The 17,454-nt window shown below is 60.2% G+C and carries 15 protein-coding genes and 1 pseudogene; 1 reads left to right on the plus strand and 15 read right to left on the minus strand.

Features of this window, described 5'->3' with window-relative positions; genetic code table 11:
• Positions 1-996 (plus strand): choice-of-anchor Q domain-containing protein (locus AB4Z32_RS26900; protein ID WP_442124887.1); only part of this gene is annotated, 996 nt, incomplete at its 5' end.
• Here AB4Z32_RS26900 and AB4Z32_RS26905 read toward each other — a convergent pair.
• The 15 genes and pseudogenes from AB4Z32_RS26905 to AB4Z32_RS26975 form a co-directional block, all read right to left on the minus strand.
• Positions 993-2,222 (minus strand): DegT/DnrJ/EryC1/StrS family aminotransferase, encoded by a 1,230-nt coding sequence (locus tag AB4Z32_RS26905; RefSeq protein WP_442124888.1) that lies wholly within the window; start codon positions 2,220-2,222, stop codon positions 993-995. The genes AB4Z32_RS26900 and AB4Z32_RS26905 overlap by 4 nt on opposite strands.
• 4 nt (positions 2,223-2,226) lie before the next feature.
• Positions 2,227-2,829, minus strand: coding sequence for a sugar transferase (locus AB4Z32_RS26910; RefSeq protein ID WP_442124889.1), 603 nt, complete (start codon positions 2,827-2,829; stop codon positions 2,227-2,229).
• Positions 2,830-2,840: 11 nt separating this feature from the next.
• Complete coding sequence (locus tag AB4Z32_RS26915) at positions 2,841-4,076, minus strand: glycosyltransferase family 4 protein (protein ID WP_442124890.1); 1,236 nt, start codon at positions 4,074-4,076, stop codon at positions 2,841-2,843.
• A gap of 33 nt (positions 4,077-4,109) precedes the next feature.
• A complete protein-coding gene (locus tag AB4Z32_RS26920; RefSeq protein WP_442124891.1) occupies positions 4,110-5,279 on the minus strand; it encodes an N-acetyl sugar amidotransferase in 1,170 nt (389 codons plus the stop codon).
• The gene (locus AB4Z32_RS26925) at positions 5,276-6,034 is read right to left on the minus strand and encodes an AglZ/HisF2 family acetamidino modification protein (protein WP_442124892.1); all 759 of its coding nucleotides are present in this window, start codon (positions 6,032-6,034) and stop codon (positions 5,276-5,278) included. Before AB4Z32_RS26925 ends, AB4Z32_RS26920 begins: the two co-directional genes overlap by 4 nt.
• Positions 6,034-6,645: an imidazole glycerol phosphate synthase subunit HisH gene (gene hisH / locus AB4Z32_RS26930; RefSeq protein WP_442124893.1), complete on the minus strand. Its 612-nt coding sequence runs from the start codon at positions 6,643-6,645 to the stop codon at positions 6,034-6,036. The genes AB4Z32_RS26925 and hisH overlap by 1 nt, the downstream gene beginning before the upstream one ends.
• Positions 6,629-7,813, minus strand: a complete 1,185-nt coding sequence (locus AB4Z32_RS26935; RefSeq protein ID WP_442124894.1) for a glycosyltransferase — start codon at positions 7,811-7,813, stop codon at positions 6,629-6,631. The genes hisH and AB4Z32_RS26935 overlap by 17 nt, the downstream gene beginning before the upstream one ends.
• The gene (locus tag AB4Z32_RS26940; RefSeq protein WP_442124895.1) at positions 7,810-9,036 is read right to left on the minus strand and encodes an O-antigen ligase family protein; all 1,227 of its coding nucleotides are present in this window, start codon (positions 9,034-9,036) and stop codon (positions 7,810-7,812) included. Before AB4Z32_RS26940 ends, AB4Z32_RS26935 begins: the two co-directional genes overlap by 4 nt.
• Positions 9,037-9,046: 10 nt before the next feature.
• Complete coding sequence (locus AB4Z32_RS26945; protein WP_442124896.1) at positions 9,047-10,402, minus strand: polysaccharide deacetylase family protein; 1,356 nt, start codon at positions 10,400-10,402, stop codon at positions 9,047-9,049.
• A complete protein-coding gene (locus tag AB4Z32_RS26950; RefSeq protein WP_442124897.1) occupies positions 10,402-11,448 on the minus strand; it encodes a GNAT family N-acetyltransferase in 1,047 nt (348 codons plus the stop codon). The genes AB4Z32_RS26945 and AB4Z32_RS26950 overlap by 1 nt, the downstream gene beginning before the upstream one ends.
• Positions 11,449-11,473: 25 nt before the next feature.
• A complete protein-coding gene (locus AB4Z32_RS26955; RefSeq protein ID WP_442124898.1) occupies positions 11,474-12,505 on the minus strand; it encodes a GNAT family N-acetyltransferase in 1,032 nt (343 codons plus the stop codon).
• A gap of 30 nt (positions 12,506-12,535) precedes the next feature.
• Positions 12,536-13,849, minus strand: coding sequence for a lipopolysaccharide biosynthesis protein (locus tag AB4Z32_RS26960; protein WP_442124899.1), 1,314 nt, complete (start codon positions 13,847-13,849; stop codon positions 12,536-12,538).
• 127 nt (positions 13,850-13,976) lie between these two features.
• The gene (locus AB4Z32_RS26965; RefSeq protein ID WP_442124900.1) at positions 13,977-16,238 is read right to left on the minus strand and encodes a polysaccharide biosynthesis tyrosine autokinase; all 2,262 of its coding nucleotides are present in this window, start codon (positions 16,236-16,238) and stop codon (positions 13,977-13,979) included.
• A gap of 24 nt (positions 16,239-16,262) precedes the next feature.
• Complete coding sequence (locus AB4Z32_RS26970; RefSeq protein WP_442124901.1) at positions 16,263-16,712, minus strand: hypothetical protein; 450 nt, start codon at positions 16,710-16,712, stop codon at positions 16,263-16,265.
• A gap of 285 nt (positions 16,713-16,997) precedes the next feature.
• Positions 16,998-17,454, minus strand: a pseudogene (locus tag AB4Z32_RS26975) (hypothetical protein); the annotation flags it as partial.

A 17,454-nucleotide genomic window follows, 5' to 3' on the forward strand; every position in this document is an offset into this window, starting at 1 on the left:
ACGTCCAGCACCGCTCCGTTGCGCACCATCCAGCGCGCCTCCAACCTGGCCCTGCCGGGCGACACGGTTCACGTCGCACCGGGCACCTATTCCGAAACCATCACCTCGTCCGTCAACGGCACCGCGAGCGCACGGATCCGCTTCGTGTCCGATACCAAGTACGGCGCCATCCTCGTGCCGGCCAGCAGCGCCTACACGATGTGGACCGTCAAGGGCGGCTACACCGATATCGACGGCTTCCAGATCAACGGCAAGGGCAGCACCACCGTGCGTGCCGGTATCTATATGAACGGCGGTAACTCGTCGGTCTCGAACAGCTGGGTCCATGACGTCGCCACCGCTTCCGGCTGCGACARTCGCGGCGGCGCCGGCATCGTCGTCGACCAGAGCCGCGGCAAGGCCTACGGCAACTACGACATCGTCGGCAACAARGTGCACAACGTCGGCGGCGGTTGCGGCTATATCCAGGGTATCTACCATTCGTCGTCGGGCCGGATCGTCAACAACGTCGTGTACGCGACCAGCCAGGGCATCAACATGGGCCATGACGACCACAACATCCTCGTCATGAACAACACCTTGTTCGGCAACTCCGGCTACGGCGTCTATTTCGGCGGCTGCAAGGAAGCCTATAACAATGGTTGCCCGACCCGCGGCATCATCATCAACAACAACATCATCTACGCGAACGCCGGCGGCATCCAGGGCCCGATCACGTCCGAAGACGTCGGCAACAGCGTGGCCAACAACCTGGTGTACGGTAACCGCAACAACTTCGACCTGGCCAGCCCGAGCGCCTCGACCAAGACCGGCATCATCAGCGCCGATCCGCAGTTCGTGAATTACATCGGCACCGGTGGTGGCGACTATCGCCTGAAGACCACGTCCCCTGCGATCAGCAAGGGCTTGACCAACTACGCTCCCACCACCGATATCAATGGCGTCCGCCGCGGCGCAAAGATCGACCTGGGCGCATACGAAACCAACCTCAACTAACGCAGTACCAGGGCCGGCCGCCAGGCCGGCCTATTGCGATAACGATAAGATCGCAGGCTTGCCCTGTCGAGTACGTCCCTGAGAACCTCGCATGTCCTGGCCATTTCCTCCTCCGTCAGGGTAGGATGGACCAGGAAGGCGATACTGGTCTCTCCTAACTCCCGCGCCACCTCCAGCCTCGCACGCGGCCGCATCCCGGTGTCGGCGAAGGCCTGTTCCATATACACCTCGGGGCAAGTCCCCACCAGGCAGGGCACGCCCGCCGCCTGGATTTCGTCCACGATGCGATCCCGTGTCCATCCTTCCCGCAAATGGTCAGGCTCCACGAACGCATAGAACCTGTAGTAAGCATGGTCGACCTCCGCGGGCACGACCGGGACCCTGACAGCGGCGAAATCCCTGCATACGGTGTCGAGCCGCTGTGCATTGGCACGCCGTCGTGCGCTCCAGCCTTGCATCCTGCGTAACTGGATGCGGCCGATCGCGGCTTGCATTTCCATCATGCGCCAATTGGTCCCGAACGACTCGTGTACCCAGCGGAATCCCGGCGGGTGCTCGCGCACGTACACGGCCTGCCACGATTTGCCGTGGTCCTTGAACGACCACATGATCGACCACAGCCGCTCGTCGTTGGTCGTCACCATGCCGCCTTCGCCGCCGGTGGTAATGATCTTGTCCTGGCAAAAAGACCATGCACCGACGTGCCCGATACTGCCGACCATGCGTCCCTTGTAGCGCGCGCCATGTGCTTGTGCACAGTCCTCGATCACGTAGAGTCCATGTTCCTTGGCCAGCGCCATGATCGGGTCCATGTCGCATGGCCAGCCAGCCAGGTGCACGCAGATGATCGCCTTCGTGCGATGCGTCAGCACCGGCGCGATCGTTGCAGCACTGATGTTCTGGCTGTCACGGTCGACATCGGCGAATACAGGCGTAGCGCCGGCGGTGACGATGCAGGAGGCCGATGCAAAAAAAGTGCGTGGCGTGACGACCACTTCGTCGCCCGGCCGGATGCCGATCGCCTTGAGCGCCACGTCCAGCGCCAGGGTACCGTTCGCCAGCGCCACTGCGTGCGAGGTCGTGGCCCAGTCGGCAAACTCCCTTTCGAACGCGCGGCATTCCTCGCCCGTCCAGTAATTGACCCTGTTCGACAGGATGACATTTGCGACCTTTGCCGCCTCTTCATCGGTAAAGCTCGGCCAGGGGGAAAATTTCGTGTTTAACATGGCATCAACCCAAGATGGTCTTGAAGATGTATACGAGGTCGCGCAGCAGCGAGTAGTTAACGAAATACTCCCTGTTGATCCTCACCTTGTCCGGCCAGATCACGTGGTCGTTGAACCAGACGGGATCCTCGGCCGTCGACAACAATGTTTCCTCGTCCTTGTACTTGATCGAGGCCGGGCCGGTGATCCCGGGACGTAACAGCAAAATCACGCGGTCCTGCCCCTCGATCCGGTCGGCGTAACCGGCGACGTCGGGCCGTGGGCCGACAAAGCTCATGCTCCCCATCAGCACATTGAATAGCTGCGGCAACTCGTCGAGCTTATATTTGCGAAACAGCCTCCCCGACCTGGTGATGGCGGCCAGGTTCTGCGCGGTGATCGGGCTGCGCGCCGCACTGGATGGCCGCATCGTCTTTATCTTGCAGACACGTATCCGTTTTCCCCGCCGTCCCACCCTCTCATGAACGAAGAAACCGTTGCTTCTGGTCTCGAGCGCGGCGACGGTCCAGCATACGGCGATCAATGGCAGCAGGAACGCCAGCCCAATGATGGAGAAGACGATGTCGAACAATCGCTTCCAGAAGAAATCGAAGGTGGTCATGGTCATGTTTCGCCGATTCATGGCATGCCACAGGCGGCCAGGAAGCGCTTCCCCAGCACCGGGTAGGTCAGATTCTCGAGCACGAAGGCCTTGCCGCGCTGCCCCATCGCCCGCCGTTCGTTGGCGTCCAGGGCCAGTAGCCTGCTTATGCCCTCGACGACGGCCTGCGGGCTTTCCGGCTCGACGGTCAGTCCGCAGCCGGCTTCGCTGACCGGGTCGTTGCCGGCCGCCACCGCATGCAGCACCGGGCGAGCCGCCATCATGTAATCCATCAGCTTGTTCGGTGCGATGCCGAAACGATACAAAGGCTGGCGATGCCAGCCGATGTAAGCAATGTCGAAGGATCGCAACAACGATGGAATGGCACGTTTGGAAACCGGTTCGAGGAACCAGATATTGCTGAGGTTTTCGAGAGCGGCACGCTGCTGCAGGCGCGTCTTTTCCGGTCCTGAACCGACCAGCACGAACGCAATGGGCTCGCCACGCACCAGCCGGGCCGCATCGAGCAGGTTGTCCAGGGCGTTCGAGACGCCGTGGTTGCCCGCATAGCCGACAACGGCCATGCCCTGGGCGCGTAGTCTTGCCAGCAAGTTGCCGGCCTCCTCCGGCAGCTCACACACCGTGTCATGCCACTCGGCCGGATCGATGCCGTTGGTCACGAGATGCAGCTTGTCCGGCGCCAATCCGCGCGATTCCATGTACTCGCGCACCTTGGGCAGGATCGATACGACGCTGTCGGCGTTGCGATATGCGAAGTCTTCAGCTTGCTGCACGAGCATGATGAAGGGGTGCCATTTCGACATCCCGCCCAGTTCCATCGGCGAAAGAGGCCATAAGTCGTGCACTTCGAACAGTAGCCTGGCACCAGCGAGCCGCGCAATGCGGTGTGCCGGCCAGATGTCCATCGGATAGGTACTGGAAGCGATGACCACATCCGGCCGGAAATCGCGTGCCAGCCGGCTGGCGTCGCGATACAGATTCATGACGAAGGAGGCCATGTTCCTGACACGGCCAATGCCGTTGCCCCGGTAGGCTGGCGTCCGCAGCCAGCTGTATTCGATGCCGTCGATGGTTTCGTCCAGGCGCGGCGCTCCGGCCAGATCCGGTTGATGGGTGCGGATGTGTGAATTATCCGACGCCATGATGCGGACCCGGTGCCCGGCGCGCACCCACTCGCGCGCCAGATAGTAAGGGCGGTATTCCATGCCATGCCGGGGAGAGCCGGCATAGTGATTGATCAGCAGGATGTCCATCCGGTCCTCCAGGCTGAGTGACGAATTGAAGGGCTAGCGCGGATAGAGCTGGTGCTTGCGCAATCGGTTGACGCCATTACGCAACCATTGCACGGGCTCGTAGAGGTTGCGGTAGTCCCGGAACGACTTGATCGGTGTGCGCATGATGTGCTCGAACTGCTCGTGCGACAGGCGCAGTTTTTTCACGACGTAAGCCAGATCCTGCTGCTGCAGCTCTTCGGCGTAAGGGGGCTTCTGCATCTCGGCCAGCGCCTGCGCCCGGGTGATCTGCCCGGCATTGATCAGGTCGGACAAGTGGCCATATCGCTTGTCGACGCCAAACTTGCGTGGCAGGACATAGCCTTGGTAGAAGCGCGTGTAGATCGATTCATGGTGCTTGCCGCCGTAATCCTTCCAACCCAGCTGGTTGCGCAGCAATTCCATCGCCTCCCCCTTGTCGTAGTCGACGTAATTGAGAATGGAGACGATGCGAATGCCGCGCAGGACGTTGACGTAGATGAGGTACGGCAAGCTGAAGTGCGGATAGGTCGTCAGCTTGACGCTGCCGAAACGGCGGTGCACGTCCCTGATATAGCGCCAGTCGGAATGTCCGTAAGACCAGTCGGGGACGCTGATCGATTCGGTGGCGAAATTCATCCCCGAGATGATGTACTTGATGCCGCGAGCCGCCGCTTCTTTCCACAACAAGGCACCGATCGCGTGATCGGTCGGGATCTCCCCATCCGGCGTCGAGGCCTCGAGGAAGGCGCGCTGCAGGTCGCGGAACTCTTCCCAGTCGACGACATGGGTGTGCAGATCGATGCCGATGTTGCGCAACACGCGTTCAATGTTCTTTGTCGCGAGTTCGGAATTCCAGCCATTGTCGAAGTGCACGGCAAGCGGACGCAGGCCCTGCTGCTTGACCAGCCAGGCCACGTAGGTACTGTCGACCCCGCCGCTGACGCCGATGATGCAGTCATACTCACGTCCCCGTCCGGCGGCACTGATGCGCTCGACCAGGGTACGCAAGGCCTCGCGTCCGCGAATGCCGCGCAGCCGGCGCGCATTGACCAGTCCGTCATAGCGGAGGCAGTGGCAGCACAGGCCCTGTTCGTCGAACGTGATGCTGCGATCGGCCACGGTATCCATGATGCAGCGGGTACAGGCCCGATAAGTCTGCCCGGAAGTGGTCGGGTAGGTGAGGTTTTGCGTAAGGGACGTCATTTGAATAGCCTTTCGAGTTCTTCATACTCGGGATACGTGATAAGCACGGCATTGTGCTTCCCATGGAAAACGAACATGCTGCCGGCCGCCAGCCCGGACGCGCCGGCGCCCGCCCCCGCACGGAGATCGGGCAAGCCGGCCGCGCCGCCGGCGGCCACCACCGGAATCGACACCGCTTTGCAGAGCCGTCCCACCAGTTCCAGGTCGTAGCCTTCCATCGTGCCGTCGCGGTCGATCGCATTCAGCAGGATCTCTCCGGCGCCAAGCCCTTCCATCGCGCGCGCGTACTCGACCGGCTCGCGCTTCAGGTCGCGTGTGCCGCCGGCCACGCAGACCGTGTACTTGCCCATCCAGTTGCGGCGTACGTCGATCGACACGATCACCCCCGAGCGGCCAGCCAGCGCAGCCGCTTCCTCGACCAGCTGCGGCTGGTCGGCGGCGGCAGTGTTGAGCACCACCTTTTCGACCCCGAGCGCGTAGAGGCGCTTGATGTGGTCGATACTGGTGATCCCGCCGCCATAGGCGAACGGCATGAAGGCTTCGCTCGCGATGTCGGCCAGGAGTTCGAAATCGGGAGCGCCGCGTCCGCCGGCGATACCGATGTCGAGGAAGACCAGTTCATCGACTTCCTTCTCGTTAAAGATGCGTACCGCATTCACCGGGTCGCCGATGTAGCGGGGGTTCTTGAACTTCACCGTCTTTACCAGCCCGCGGTTTCGCATCAGCAGGCAGGGAATCACTCGAGCGTGCAACATCACATCTCCGTAAAGTTATGCAGCAATTCCATACCGAAGCGATGGCTCTTTTCCGGGTGAAACTGAACCCCATATACATTGTCGCGTTGGACCATCGCTACGAATTCGCCGCCGTAACCGGCCCCGGCCAGCACATCGGCGCCGTCGCGGCAAACCAGGTGATACGAGTGGCAGAAATAGAATCGGGACCGGATCTCCAGCGCACGCAACAACGCGCTATCGCGCCGCGGCAATAGCGGACTCCAGCCCATATGAGGCACCTTGAAGCCGCTGTCGGCGCTGAAGCGGAAGCGCTGCGCTTCGGCGTCGAGCAGGCCCAGCCCATCAAGCCTGCCTTCCTCGCTGCGCCTGCCCAGCATCTGCATGCCCAGGCAAACGCCCAGCAAAGGCACCTTGTCGCGCAGGGCCTTCCGGCGCAGCGGTTCCACGAGGCCGCGCTCGGTGAGCGCGGCGATGCCGTTGTCGAACGCGCCTACGCCAGGCAGGATGATCTTCTCGGCCCGGTCGATGTCGCTGGCGGTCGATGCCAGCTGTGCCTGCGCGCCGACCTTGCGCAGCATGTTGAGCATCGAGCCCAGGTTGCAGACGCCGTAATCAATGACAGAGATCATGCTTCGCCTCCCATGGCTGTTTCGCCGTGCCTTGAAAAGAACGCAAGCCGAGCGTATCGAGATAGAGTGCTTCGAGCGTCTTCTCCTGTCCTTCCCAGCAAAATTCGCCGGCGGTTCGCGTCAGCGCTGCCTGCAAGGCATGCGGGTCGCGCCCCAGCAAGGACAAGACGCCTTCGCGGATCGCCGCCGGCGAGATGCCGCTCGCCACTTCGCCGATCGCATGCCTGCGCACGAATTCACTTTGCTCCCTGGTGGGTGAAACCAATACCGGTTTGCCTGCCATCACGTACTCGAACAACTTGTTGGGCATGCAGTATTCATAGCTGAGCGACGTGGGTTCGATCACGGACAATCCGAAGTCGGCTGCAGCGGTGTAATCGAGCAGCCGTTCCGGCGCCACCGCCGGGTGGTAATGGATGCCTGGAAGGTGTTGCGCTTCTTTGGCGACCCAGTCGGCCAAGGGTCCGTAGCCCATCACGACCAGCGCCGCGCGCCCGGCCAGTGCGGAAAATGCCTCGACCAGGATGCGTATTCCCCGGCCTTCGCCGATATACCCCTGGTACAGAAAGATTGGCGTGCCGGGCTCGATCGAAAACACGGTACGGAAATGGTCCGATGGTTTTACCTGGCGGCGCGACGGACAGTTGTACAACACCGTCGTGTTGTGCAGCCCATACTCGCGGACATACCACTGCTCGATCGCACTTCCCACGAAAATGCAATGGTCTGCGTGCCCGATCAGCCTGCGCTCGACCTGCCTGGTCAGCAACTTGCGCATGCCGGACAAGTTATTGGTTTCCGTCTCGAGCTCATGGGCGTCATACACGAGCTTGGCCTTTGTCTTGCGCTTGAGCATGACCCCGAGCGGCAAGGTTGCGACGCTGTGGCAGTTCACGCATCCGAGTTCTTCCTTGCGGTAAAGATGGTAGACCGCACGGCTCCAACTGGCGGTGCGTGCCAGCTTGCCCACCAGACCGCTGCCTTTGCGTTGACCAGGGCGCACGATGCAAATGCCGTCCTGCAGCTTCTCGACGGGCGCCAAGCCCTCCTCTCCCACACCCACGAGGTCGATCCGGTCGAAAAGCGCCAGCTGCGACAGCGAGCCAGCCTCGCGCAAGATCCGGCTCTCGTTCAGGAATGCTGACGGATACAGATGAATATTGATCATGGTCCGTTTCCTTTTCGTTTATCCGGCACCTGCGCTTGCCGTGTCCTGTTGCAATAGTTCGCGTAGGCGCCCATCGCAGCGCCGGCGAGCATGTCATCGAAGGTCTTGGCTGTCATCAGCAGGAACAGCGACATGCAGATCAGGTTCCAGGCCAGCAGGCATTGGCCGGACCGGGTTCGGCCCAGCCAGCCGCGGACGAACAGCCTGAACGTGGTAAGCGCCAGCATCAGCAACAGGTAGGCGAAGCCGAAAAAGCCGAGGTCGACCCAGGCCGACAGGATGTTGTGCGAGTACCCGCCCGGGGGATAGCTGGCGTAATCGCCCAGCAAGGGGTGGTTTGCGATCGTCGACAGAGCGTGCCGCGTGAGGTCATGCCTGGCATTCGCGGAGTCGGAGTGGGACAGATCGAACAATTCCCACACCCGGCTGTCGGGCGCGTTTTCCATCAACGTCTGTGGACTGATACTGAACAGGGCAACACCCAGCACCAGGATGCAAAGGACGTGTAGCCAGTTTTTCGCCCGATACAGCTCGACAAGCGGCAGCACGAACAGGACGGCGACCAATTCGCTACGCGAACCGTTCAGGAACAGAGCCGCAACCGCCATGCAGTAAAGTGCCAGGCGTGCCACGAGCAGCCGGACAAAACAGATGACCGCGACGAAGGTCAGTACGTAGGAGCGGGCGAATCCCTGGTAGGTCGCCACGCTTTCCGGGTTGGTGGGGTCGCCAAGCTCTCCGGGCTGGAAACTGCCGTCCGTCGAAAACACGAAGATGGTCGCGGACATGATCAACAAGGAAACCAGCATCAACATCGCCGTCTTCCGGTTGGAAAAATCGACGTTCTTGAAGATGAGGTAGATGTTGATGAAATAGAGAATCGACAGCACGTGGGTCTGCACGATGATGGTGTCGGCACCGAAGGCGGCGTTGATCACGACAATCACCAGGAAGTAGGCCAGGAAAAAGCCGAATTGCACGTCGGTCGGCGCTATCCGGTACCTGGCGGCCTTTACCGCACGCAAGTAGGCATAGGCAAGCGGCCCTGCCAGCACGATGGACACGATTGCGAAATACCCGCCCAGAAAAGCCCGCATGACCCCCATGCCGATCAGCGTCTGGTAGAAAAAGAAGCCGGGAAAAAGGAGCAGAAAGGCGACCTGCTCCGCTCCGGAAGGGTTGACCGCGCTGGTCCTGGCTGCGAGGGCGTATGTGGCATCCATGGGATCCCCGCTAGTTGATCAGCTCGCAATACATCGCCCTGTCGGCCTCGTCCGACAAGGACGAGTTGTGCCAGAGCAGGGTGAAATTGCCATCGAAGCGGCGGCAGACCTGCTTGTAGTGCTCCATGGCGGCGAGCGCACGAGCTCCGTGCCCCAGCCCCATGTTTTCCTCGTCGATGACCGAATTTTCCATGACCACCAGCGGCCGTTGCTTCAGTCCGAGTGGCCGGCGCTCGGCGAGGTCATACATTGTGTATTCTTGACAGGTTCCGGTACGAAAACCGGCGACGGTCGGGTAGGACAAGGTGCTGTCGTAGGCCAACGCGTTCTGGTCCCACAAGCGGGCAGTCTCTGCCACGTCCCAGCGCAGGTAGTGCTGGCGTCCGCCCAGTTCTTCCTGGACGATGCCTTCCTGCTCCATCGCGCGGCGCAGGGTTGCGACGGAGTGGGCGAACACGGTCGGGTGGCGGTAGGTGTTATAGCCTGGATGGATACCGACCAGGTGTCCGCGCGCATGGACCATCCTCAGCAGTCCTCGCATACGGGGATCGTCGAGGCTGGGGGCCAGATCCATGCTGCTGTCGGTCGGGGCGGGAATGAAATTGAAGGTAACCTGGTTGCCGGCCTTTTCGTTGACATCCATGATCCAGGACAGCGCATGCCAGTAAGGATCGCGCGTCTGGTTGCCGCGCCTCACCTCCCAGTAATTGTCTAGGGTGGGGATCAGCGCGCCGAGCGAACGTTGCCGGTATGCGTGCCCCAACAGTCTCTTCCCAAGGCGGAACATCGATGCGCAGGCGGGATCGAAGGGCAAGTCGACGTCGCAGCTGACCAGCGTGCGCGCCACACGCCGTTTGCGTTCGAGTCCGGGCCACAAGCGCGACATCGTCGCCCACAGGATTTCCACGTACTCGTCGACGACCGGGCGGCACAGGAAATCGAGGCGTGCGGCCAGCGACGCGGCGGCCGGGAAGCGGTCATGCCGGTCGCGCGTGCTGCTTGTCAACTCCTCCTGGCGCGCAAGCATGAAGAATGCCGATCCGAACACGTCGAGCATCAAGCTCGCACGTACGCCATCGAATGTGACGCCGGGCTCGCCGAACAGGATGGGAATGTTCGGCTCGGATAACCGGACCTCGAGGCCGCTCTCGGCAAGGTCCCAGTATCGAGGGATGTCCGCGCCCTTCATGCCGGCCGCGAAGAAGGCATCCGACAAGTCCAGTGTCTTGCCCGCTGAGCTCATGCGCACCGTCTCCCCAGGGTTGAATGTGAGCGTGTACTCCAGCCCCAGAAATTGACCGAGGACGACGTCCGCAATCCAGCGGCGCTCGGGGATCCAGCTTGCAGGGAGAGCAAGGTGCAACATTATTTTTTCCCGATGAGTGACAGCATGGTCTGGCGAACCATGAGGAGGCGCGACGGCGTTTTGCTGATGTGAAAATACGGCGTGGGCGTACCTCCAAACGAGCGCATGAAGGCTGCGACCGGTTCGATCATCGAACCGCAAAAGTTGTACTCGCGAGTGACGCCGGCCGCGTGCAGGATGGTCGCCCACAGGCAGAGGCTGTTCGCGCCGCTCTGGCGGTAGGCCGGATCCATCCCTGCAATCAAGCCGTAGGCACTGTGCTGATCCCAGACGAAGTAGTAACCGGCGTGCGGTACGCCAGCCTCATCCATCACAATGATCACCTTGCAGCAGCCGCGTTTTTGGCATGCGGCATCCAGCCTGTAGGCCAGTTCGTCTGCAAACGATGACGCCAGTCCTTGGCGTTCAAACGTTTTGTGGTTCAGCTCGAGAAGTACGTCGATAGGCAAGTCATCGCGCACCTGTAAACGATTTTCCCTTTCCAGCTTGCTGAGCAAGCGACGCACTTTGCCGTCCAGTCCCGTCCATAGTTTTTCCCTGTCGGACAAGTCAGGCAGGATGAAAGAATAGTATGTCGTTTGCCTGAAGCCATTCCAGAAAAAAGGCTGCCAGTTCCAGAGGCGGGAATCCCAGGTTTGCGCGAAGTGATCGAAAGGCGGCAATTGATCGATCAGCGCCTGCATGAGTTCTCTTTCGTTGCTGAATTGAACCGACGGCTTGCCTTCGAGCTGGTGGAGCCAGGGTCCAAGGATCGGTGTCAACGCCGGCTGGGTGAAGATCTGCATGCCCAGCCGCCGGCGCAGCACATAGGGCATGGCAGCGACAACCACCCCGTTCTTCTTCACGAGCGCGACATCCCATCCCTCGGGTCCGACCGCCGCGTCCAGCCACCAGTCACGGGCGAACATGTGCAATGAAGCTTCCTGCTGGCAGAATGCGCGATACTCGTCCTTGGGCGAGCCTGCACTCTCCCGCGGCTGTGCCTCCTCGGTCAGTTGTGACTGCTCCACCTCTAATAGTGCTTCCTTGGTCGCTGCAGTTGTCATGCACCCTCCAGAAACTAAAAACGGTTCAGTGTCCGCTTGCCAAGGCCGACCTCAGGCCCTGTCGCAAACGCAACAGCCGCGATGGTGTTTTGCTGATCGTGAATATGGGCGTCTGTTCGGTTGCGAAGCTGCGTACATAAGGCTCGATGGACGGATTCATGTTTCCGAGAAAATCGTATTTCGGCGCCACCGTCGCGCAGAACTTTATAGTTTCCCATTGGCAGAAACTCGGTGCGCCCGTGTGCCACAGCTTGGGATCGGATCCTTTTATTAACGCATATGCGCAATGGCTGTCCCAGACCGTGTATGTGCCGGCCACATGCCTTCCTGTCTCGTCGACGGCGATATTGATCCTGCGGCAGTTGTGCTCGACACAGGCAGCATCGATCCGGCGCAGGCAATCGTCGGAAAATGACTGCGAAATGCCTCGATTGGCGAGCGTCATTTTATGCAGGGCCAGGAAAGCGTCCAACGGCAGGTCGCTGCGAATATGTAAGTTGTAGCGATCAATTGCTTGCTTGCAGTGCTTTCGTCGCGAGCCCTCGAACTGTTTCCAGAGGTCGCGCAGGTCATGCAGGGCGGGGATCACATAGGTGTATTCCGTGGTCTGGCTAAAGCCATTCCAGTAAAACGGCAGCCAGTTCGACAAGTTCTTGTTCCAGGTCTGCCTGAAATGGTCGAAACGTGGCAACTGCTCGATCAGTGCATGCATGATCTTTTGTTCATTGTTAAGCCTGGTCCTGGTGCTCATTCCTATCTTCGGTATCCATGGACCAAGCATTGGCGTCAGGGGCGGTTGCTGGATGACCTCCATGCCGACGCGGCGGACGATGGCAAACGGCATTGCACCGATGATCTGTTCGTTCCTCTTGACCAGCACCACGTCCCAATTGGCCGGCCCCACCGCGGCATCGAGCCACCAGTCGGTGGAAAATATCGGGATCGACGACTCCTTTTCACATAGCCTGCGATACTCGGTTTTGCGGGATAGCGCACCGGCGCGGCTCGGTGGGCTTTCCGCTTGCGTGTCGACGAAATTTCTCACGATTGCATCCATTGCTCGCTCCGGTCATGGAAAGTTCATTAGTCATTGCAGCTGTTCAACCCGGCCGACTGCCCGATGCCGCGAATCGCCGGCGCACGCGAACCTGTAACTGGCAACGAGGTTCACGAGGTCGAATGTGCAGTAGATGGCCACGAAGGCGGCCACATAGGTTTTTTCATCGAGCGGGACGACATAGTGCGAGCCCGCCGCGAGCACGAGAAAGACCAATAGGCCGACCTGCCACAGGAATTCAAAACGGTTTCGCTGCGCAACGATTGCCACCAGGCTCAGGGGGTTACTGATGAAGCGCAGGTAGAACATCGGGCACATGAGTTGCGCGTATTCCCCGGCTATACGCCACCGTTCTCCGAATACGATCGCAAACAGTGCGGGAGCGCAAAACAGCAAGACCAGGAACGGCGGCGTCGCAATCGCCGTCAATTTCCTCAGCGTGGACAGGAATTGGCTCCGGCAATTCTCGCCCGCATGGAAGCGCTCGGCGATTTCCTGTCGAAAAACGTCACCGACCGAGGTGGATATCAGCGAAAGAGGCAGCGCGACCACCCTTTCCGCAAGCATGAAAAATCCTGCAGCAGACAAGCCGAACGTCATGTTGATGAAAATCGCCGGCAGTTGTATCGAAAGCGCTCCCAGCGCATGTGCCGGAACCAGAAGCTGCGGGCAGCTCTTGTAACGTTTCGCCAACGCCCACATTCTCCCGGCATCGATGGCGCGCCAATAACGCGGGCTATGGCGGCGCATCATGTTCGCCATCAATCCTATCGCCAGCGTCTGCCCGGAAATAAGACCGATTACCAGTCCACCGGCGCCGGCACGCATCAGTCCAAGGCCGAGCTGCACCGTCGCCGTTCCGCCGCTATGCAGCACGCGCCGGTGCGCCATCATGAAGTACAGTTTGTGCCGGTTGCTCCAGTAATTGAGATTCGTATAGATACCGTTCAACAGGACCGCAAGCGGTACCAGATACAGCCAGGTCGACATCGCCTGGTTTCCCAGTGCACTGGCAATCGGCCGATTGAACGCGCACATGCACGCAAACAGGACGGCACTCACAAGCAGACTGATCACCACCGACAAGGCCGCGAGGTTGGTGGCATCCCCGTCTTTCCGCGGCAGCATGATCGCCAATTCATAGCGGCCGGTCGACATTACCGAAAGCGGCGATACGACTGCGACAAACAGCGCGAGCACGCCGAACTGCTCTGGCGTATAAATGCGCGCCAGCACCGGCATGACCGCGAGTGGTATGAGCTGTGCCAGTCCCGTGCCGGTCATCAGCGTCAGTACATTCCGGTTGAATTCGGCGCCAAGAAAAGCTCTGACGGTATTTAACATGGATAAACCCATTCTCCCCACCCTTTCTGCCGGCGGACGCGTCTCGACATGAACGGCCGATCGTCGAATCGACCGCCAATACACTTCCGAACACAATCCCCATGCCCGGAAGCCATCGAATCAATGCCTAAATTGCCGCTGAACGCGGATAGGAACCATAAGTGCCCAAACGCGGCGCCATGTCGTTCAGCAGCACGCCTTCGAGCGGAATACCAGCGCGATTCAAATGATTGATCGACTCGTTGATTTCGCTTTCTTTGGTGCGGCTGAAACGCGCGACCATGAACACCGCACCAGCCTGTGCCCCGATGATCAGCGCATCGGCACCTGCCAGCAGTGGAGGCGAATCGAGCAGAACCAGGTCGTATCGGCTGCTGGCTTGCTTCAGCAGGTGTCCGAAATTAGGGTGGAGCAGGAACTCGGGATCGTTCGGCGGGAGCTCACCGGTCGGAATGAAATCGAGCTTGTCGACCAGTCCATGGTGGATGACTTCATCGATGCTTGCCTTCCCGAGAATCGCGGATGACAGTCCCCGTTCGCGGTTCACACCCAGGTAATTGCACAGGTTGCCGCTGCGCATGTCGGTATCGACCAGCAGCACGCTCCTGCCGCTCGCCGCGATCACCGCGGCAAGATTGGCGGTGACGAAGGATTTGCCGACGCCATGCGTGGGCCCGGTGAACATCACAATATTATTCTTGAAATGAGGCAGCGAAAACAGCAGGGCGGCGCGGAAACTGCGCAGGCTTTCGACGGCCGGATCCTCGGGCATGACCGTCGCCAGTATCGGCGATACGCTGCCGCCGCCCTGTGCCTTGTGCATCAGTTTGTCCTGGTTGTTACTATGCGGAATCAGTGCATAAACAGCGCGTGCACGCAGCATGCGTTCGATCTTTTGCTCGTCATCGATCCCACCCTTGATCGCCTTGCGCGCGAAGGCCGCCACGCTCCCAAGGAATAAACCGGTGACGGCAGCCAGGGCCACGATGAGAGGACGGTTCGGCTTGATCGGCTGTTCGGGCGGGATGGGCATGTCCACCATCCGCACGTTGCTGACCTGCCCGACCGTGGCCAGACGTAGCTGCTGAGCGCTGTTCGACAATGCGACGTAGAGTTCGGTGTTGACCTTGATCTCGCGTGTCAGCCTGGCCTCGTCCTGCTCCAGGACGGGCATGCCCTTGATGCGGGCCTCGGCTCTCGCGAGCTCGGCGTCGACTTCCTTGCGCTGGAGGTCGATCGCCTCGACCTGGGGGTGATTCTCGGTGAGGCGCGCCAACAGTTCGGCTTTCTTTTGTATCAGGTCGGTACGGCGCGCGCGCGCTGCTGCGACTTGCGCCAGGTTCACGCGCGCTTCTTCGTTGAGGTCCACCGTACTGTGTGCGTTGCGGAAGCGGGTATAGCGGTCTTCCGCCTGCTCCAGCTGGTTCTTCAGGATGGGCAGTTGCTCATTCAGGAAAGCCAGCGACTTTTCTGCTGCCTCGGCCTTGCGTGCCAGGTTCTGGCGCATGTATTCGCGGCCGATCTCGCTCAGCACGAGATAGGTTCGCCGCGCACTATCGCCCTGCAGCTTCACTTCGATGACCCCGGATTGCTTGCCGTGCTCGGCGACCACGAGTGCGTTCTGGATGGCCGCGGTCGTCGACAGAAGCGACGTGCGACGCAGCACGAACATCGCTCCCGGCCTGGCGGACATGCGGTCCACCTTCAATTCGATCATGCCCTGGGGAGTGGGCACTTGATACCGCTGGCCGACCGTACCGTCGAACACGGTGCGTTGGCCGCCGCCGGAAAATCGGTAGCGTTGGCCGTCAAGCGCCGTGAGCGTGAACTGGCGGCCGTGCCAGGCTTCCGGCACCTCGAACAGCGACACGTCGGCCTTCTCCTTGCCCCAGACATAGCCGCCGTAGCCGAACAGGCCGGGATTCGACAGGTCATTGCCCAGCTTGTTTGCAATCCAGGCGCCCACGAGCGGGAAGTACTTTGGCTCGACGTCGATATAGAGCTTCAGGTTGTCGACAGCACGTGAGACGACCATGCGCGAGCGCAGCAACTCCATCTCGGCAATTGGCGCCTTCTTGGTCTCGAAAAGCGAAGACGCTTCGCTCAGCATGTTCTTCGACGCGTTCGGACTCTCCTCCTCGACGTATAGTGTCATGTCTGCCTCGAACACCGGCTTGATGGTCAAGGTATATAACATTGCCGACAAAGTAACGATGGCGGTGATCCAGACGATCAGCCAGCGGCCGCTGTACAGAGCGGACAACCCACTCTTGAGGTCGAAAGGGGATTCCCACTGTGCCCCTTCGGCCGCGGCATCGAAGGGCTCGCCGAGTATCGGCGAACGGGGATTAACTTGGATCAAGGCACGATGTTCTCTTACGGTGCTCATTATCTTGCTCCTGCACGAATGACCTTACCGCATCATTGCCGGTTGGTGACAAAGACCGCAGAGGTTGATGAGCCTGGAATAAGAAGGCTCGGTTTGCGGTCCCGGCTTGTCAGCGTGATCTCGCTTGCCTTGCGCAGAATGCGCCGCCCGTGGTTGCCAGCCTGCTGCAGACCGCCAGTGCGGTTCAAGGATTTTGCGCAGGGCCATCGGGACCGCAATCTGCTGGTTGCGATGGTCCCGTGGTCGCAGCGTGTCACGGGGATGGGCCAGAAACTTGGCCAGATTGCGCGGCATTAGCAGATGAGGCTGCTCGTCGCCCGGTTCTTGCATGCGGAGCATTTCGGCGAACGGAATCGACAGCAAGGAACGGCAAGCGATGTCGATGTCGATGTCGATGTCGATCGTGGCGGACAAAGCCAGCCTCAGTAAGCTAGATTGAGTTTTCTCAAGGAATTGTTTGTGCCAGATCTTCATGCTGCCTCTCAGACGAGCTACTAAATTCGCACCTGAGGGGTCAGAGTAGAACTAGTTCCCTATTTGAGTTTGGTTTAGATCAAACGTCACCACATCATTTCGTATGGGTTTTCGCAACACTGCTGAGACCTTGCCGTGATGAATCGCATTTAGTTCGCAGAGGAACTTGAAGTCAGTCCAAGGGCGAGTCGCACGATACCTCGCAGTTCTGCTTGAACGACTGCCACCGGCCTGTCATGCATGAACTAAGTACTTGGCCAGAAATAAATATTTATGGGTAAGTACTTAGGGATCACGGCGCTGGTGCTGTCGCTCTTTGGGCGCATGGCTTGGGCTGGCCAGGTCGAAGTTGTTGCGGTTACCGTACACCCGGTTGTTGGCCACGCTGTTGCCGACGTCTTCGGACGCGATCGGGCCCTGGATGCCGCCGGCGTTCGCGTAGATGATGTTGTTGTTGATGGCGATGCCTCGGGTCGGGCAACCATTGTTATAGGCTTCCTTGCAGCCGCCGAAATAGACGCCGTAGCCGGAGTTGCCGAACAAGGTGTTGCGCATGACGAGGATGTTGTGGGCGTCATGCCCCATGTTGATGCCCTGGCTGGTCGCATACACGACGTTGTTGACGATCCGGCCCGACGACGAATGGTAGATACCCTGGATATAGCCGCAACCGCCGCCGACGTTGTGCACTTTGTTGCCGACGATGTCGTAGTTGCCGTAGGCCTTGCCGCGGCTCTGGTCG

Source organism: Massilia sp. 2TAF26 (assembly GCF_052115005.1).
Classification (GTDB): Bacteria; Pseudomonadota; Gammaproteobacteria; order Burkholderiales; family Burkholderiaceae_D; genus Telluria.

Bases quoted from the DNA above. Each gene is read 5' to 3' on its own strand.
- AB4Z32_RS26905 (WP_442124888.1), bottom strand. From the start codon at position 2,222: ATGTTAAACACGAAATTTTCCCCCTGGCCGAGCTTTACCGATGAAGAG.
- AB4Z32_RS26910 (WP_442124889.1), bottom strand. From the start codon at position 2,829: ATGACCATGACCACCTTCGATTTCTTCTGGAAGCGATTGTTCGACATC.
- AB4Z32_RS26915 (WP_442124890.1), bottom strand. From the start codon at position 4,076: ATGGACATCCTGCTGATCAATCACTATGCCGGCTCTCCCCGGCATGGC.
- AB4Z32_RS26920 (WP_442124891.1), bottom strand. From the start codon at position 5,279: ATGACGTCCCTTACGCAAAACCTCACCTACCCGACCACTTCCGGGCAG.
- AB4Z32_RS26925 (WP_442124892.1), bottom strand. From the start codon at position 6,034: ATGTTGCACGCTCGAGTGATTCCCTGCCTGCTGATGCGAAACCGCGGG.
- hisH (WP_442124893.1), bottom strand. From the start codon at position 6,645: ATGATCTCTGTCATTGATTACGGCGTCTGCAACCTGGGCTCGATGCTC.
- AB4Z32_RS26935 (WP_442124894.1), bottom strand. From the start codon at position 7,813: ATGATCAATATTCATCTGTATCCGTCAGCATTCCTGAACGAGAGCCGG.
- AB4Z32_RS26940 (WP_442124895.1), bottom strand. From the start codon at position 9,036: ATGGATGCCACATACGCCCTCGCAGCCAGGACCAGCGCGGTCAACCCT.
- AB4Z32_RS26945 (WP_442124896.1), bottom strand. From the start codon at position 10,402: ATGTTGCACCTTGCTCTCCCTGCAAGCTGGATCCCCGAGCGCCGCTGG.
- AB4Z32_RS26950 (WP_442124897.1), bottom strand. From the start codon at position 11,448: ATGACAACTGCAGCGACCAAGGAAGCACTATTAGAGGTGGAGCAGTCA.
- AB4Z32_RS26955 (WP_442124898.1), bottom strand. From the start codon at position 12,505: ATGGATGCAATCGTGAGAAATTTCGTCGACACGCAAGCGGAAAGCCCA.
- AB4Z32_RS26960 (WP_442124899.1), bottom strand. From the start codon at position 13,849: ATGTTAAATACCGTCAGAGCTTTTCTTGGCGCCGAATTCAACCGGAAT.
- AB4Z32_RS26965 (WP_442124900.1), bottom strand. From the start codon at position 16,238: ATGAGCACCGTAAGAGAACATCGTGCCTTGATCCAAGTTAATCCCCGT.
- AB4Z32_RS26970 (WP_442124901.1), bottom strand. From the start codon at position 16,712: ATGAAGATCTGGCACAAACAATTCCTTGAGAAAACTCAATCTAGCTTA.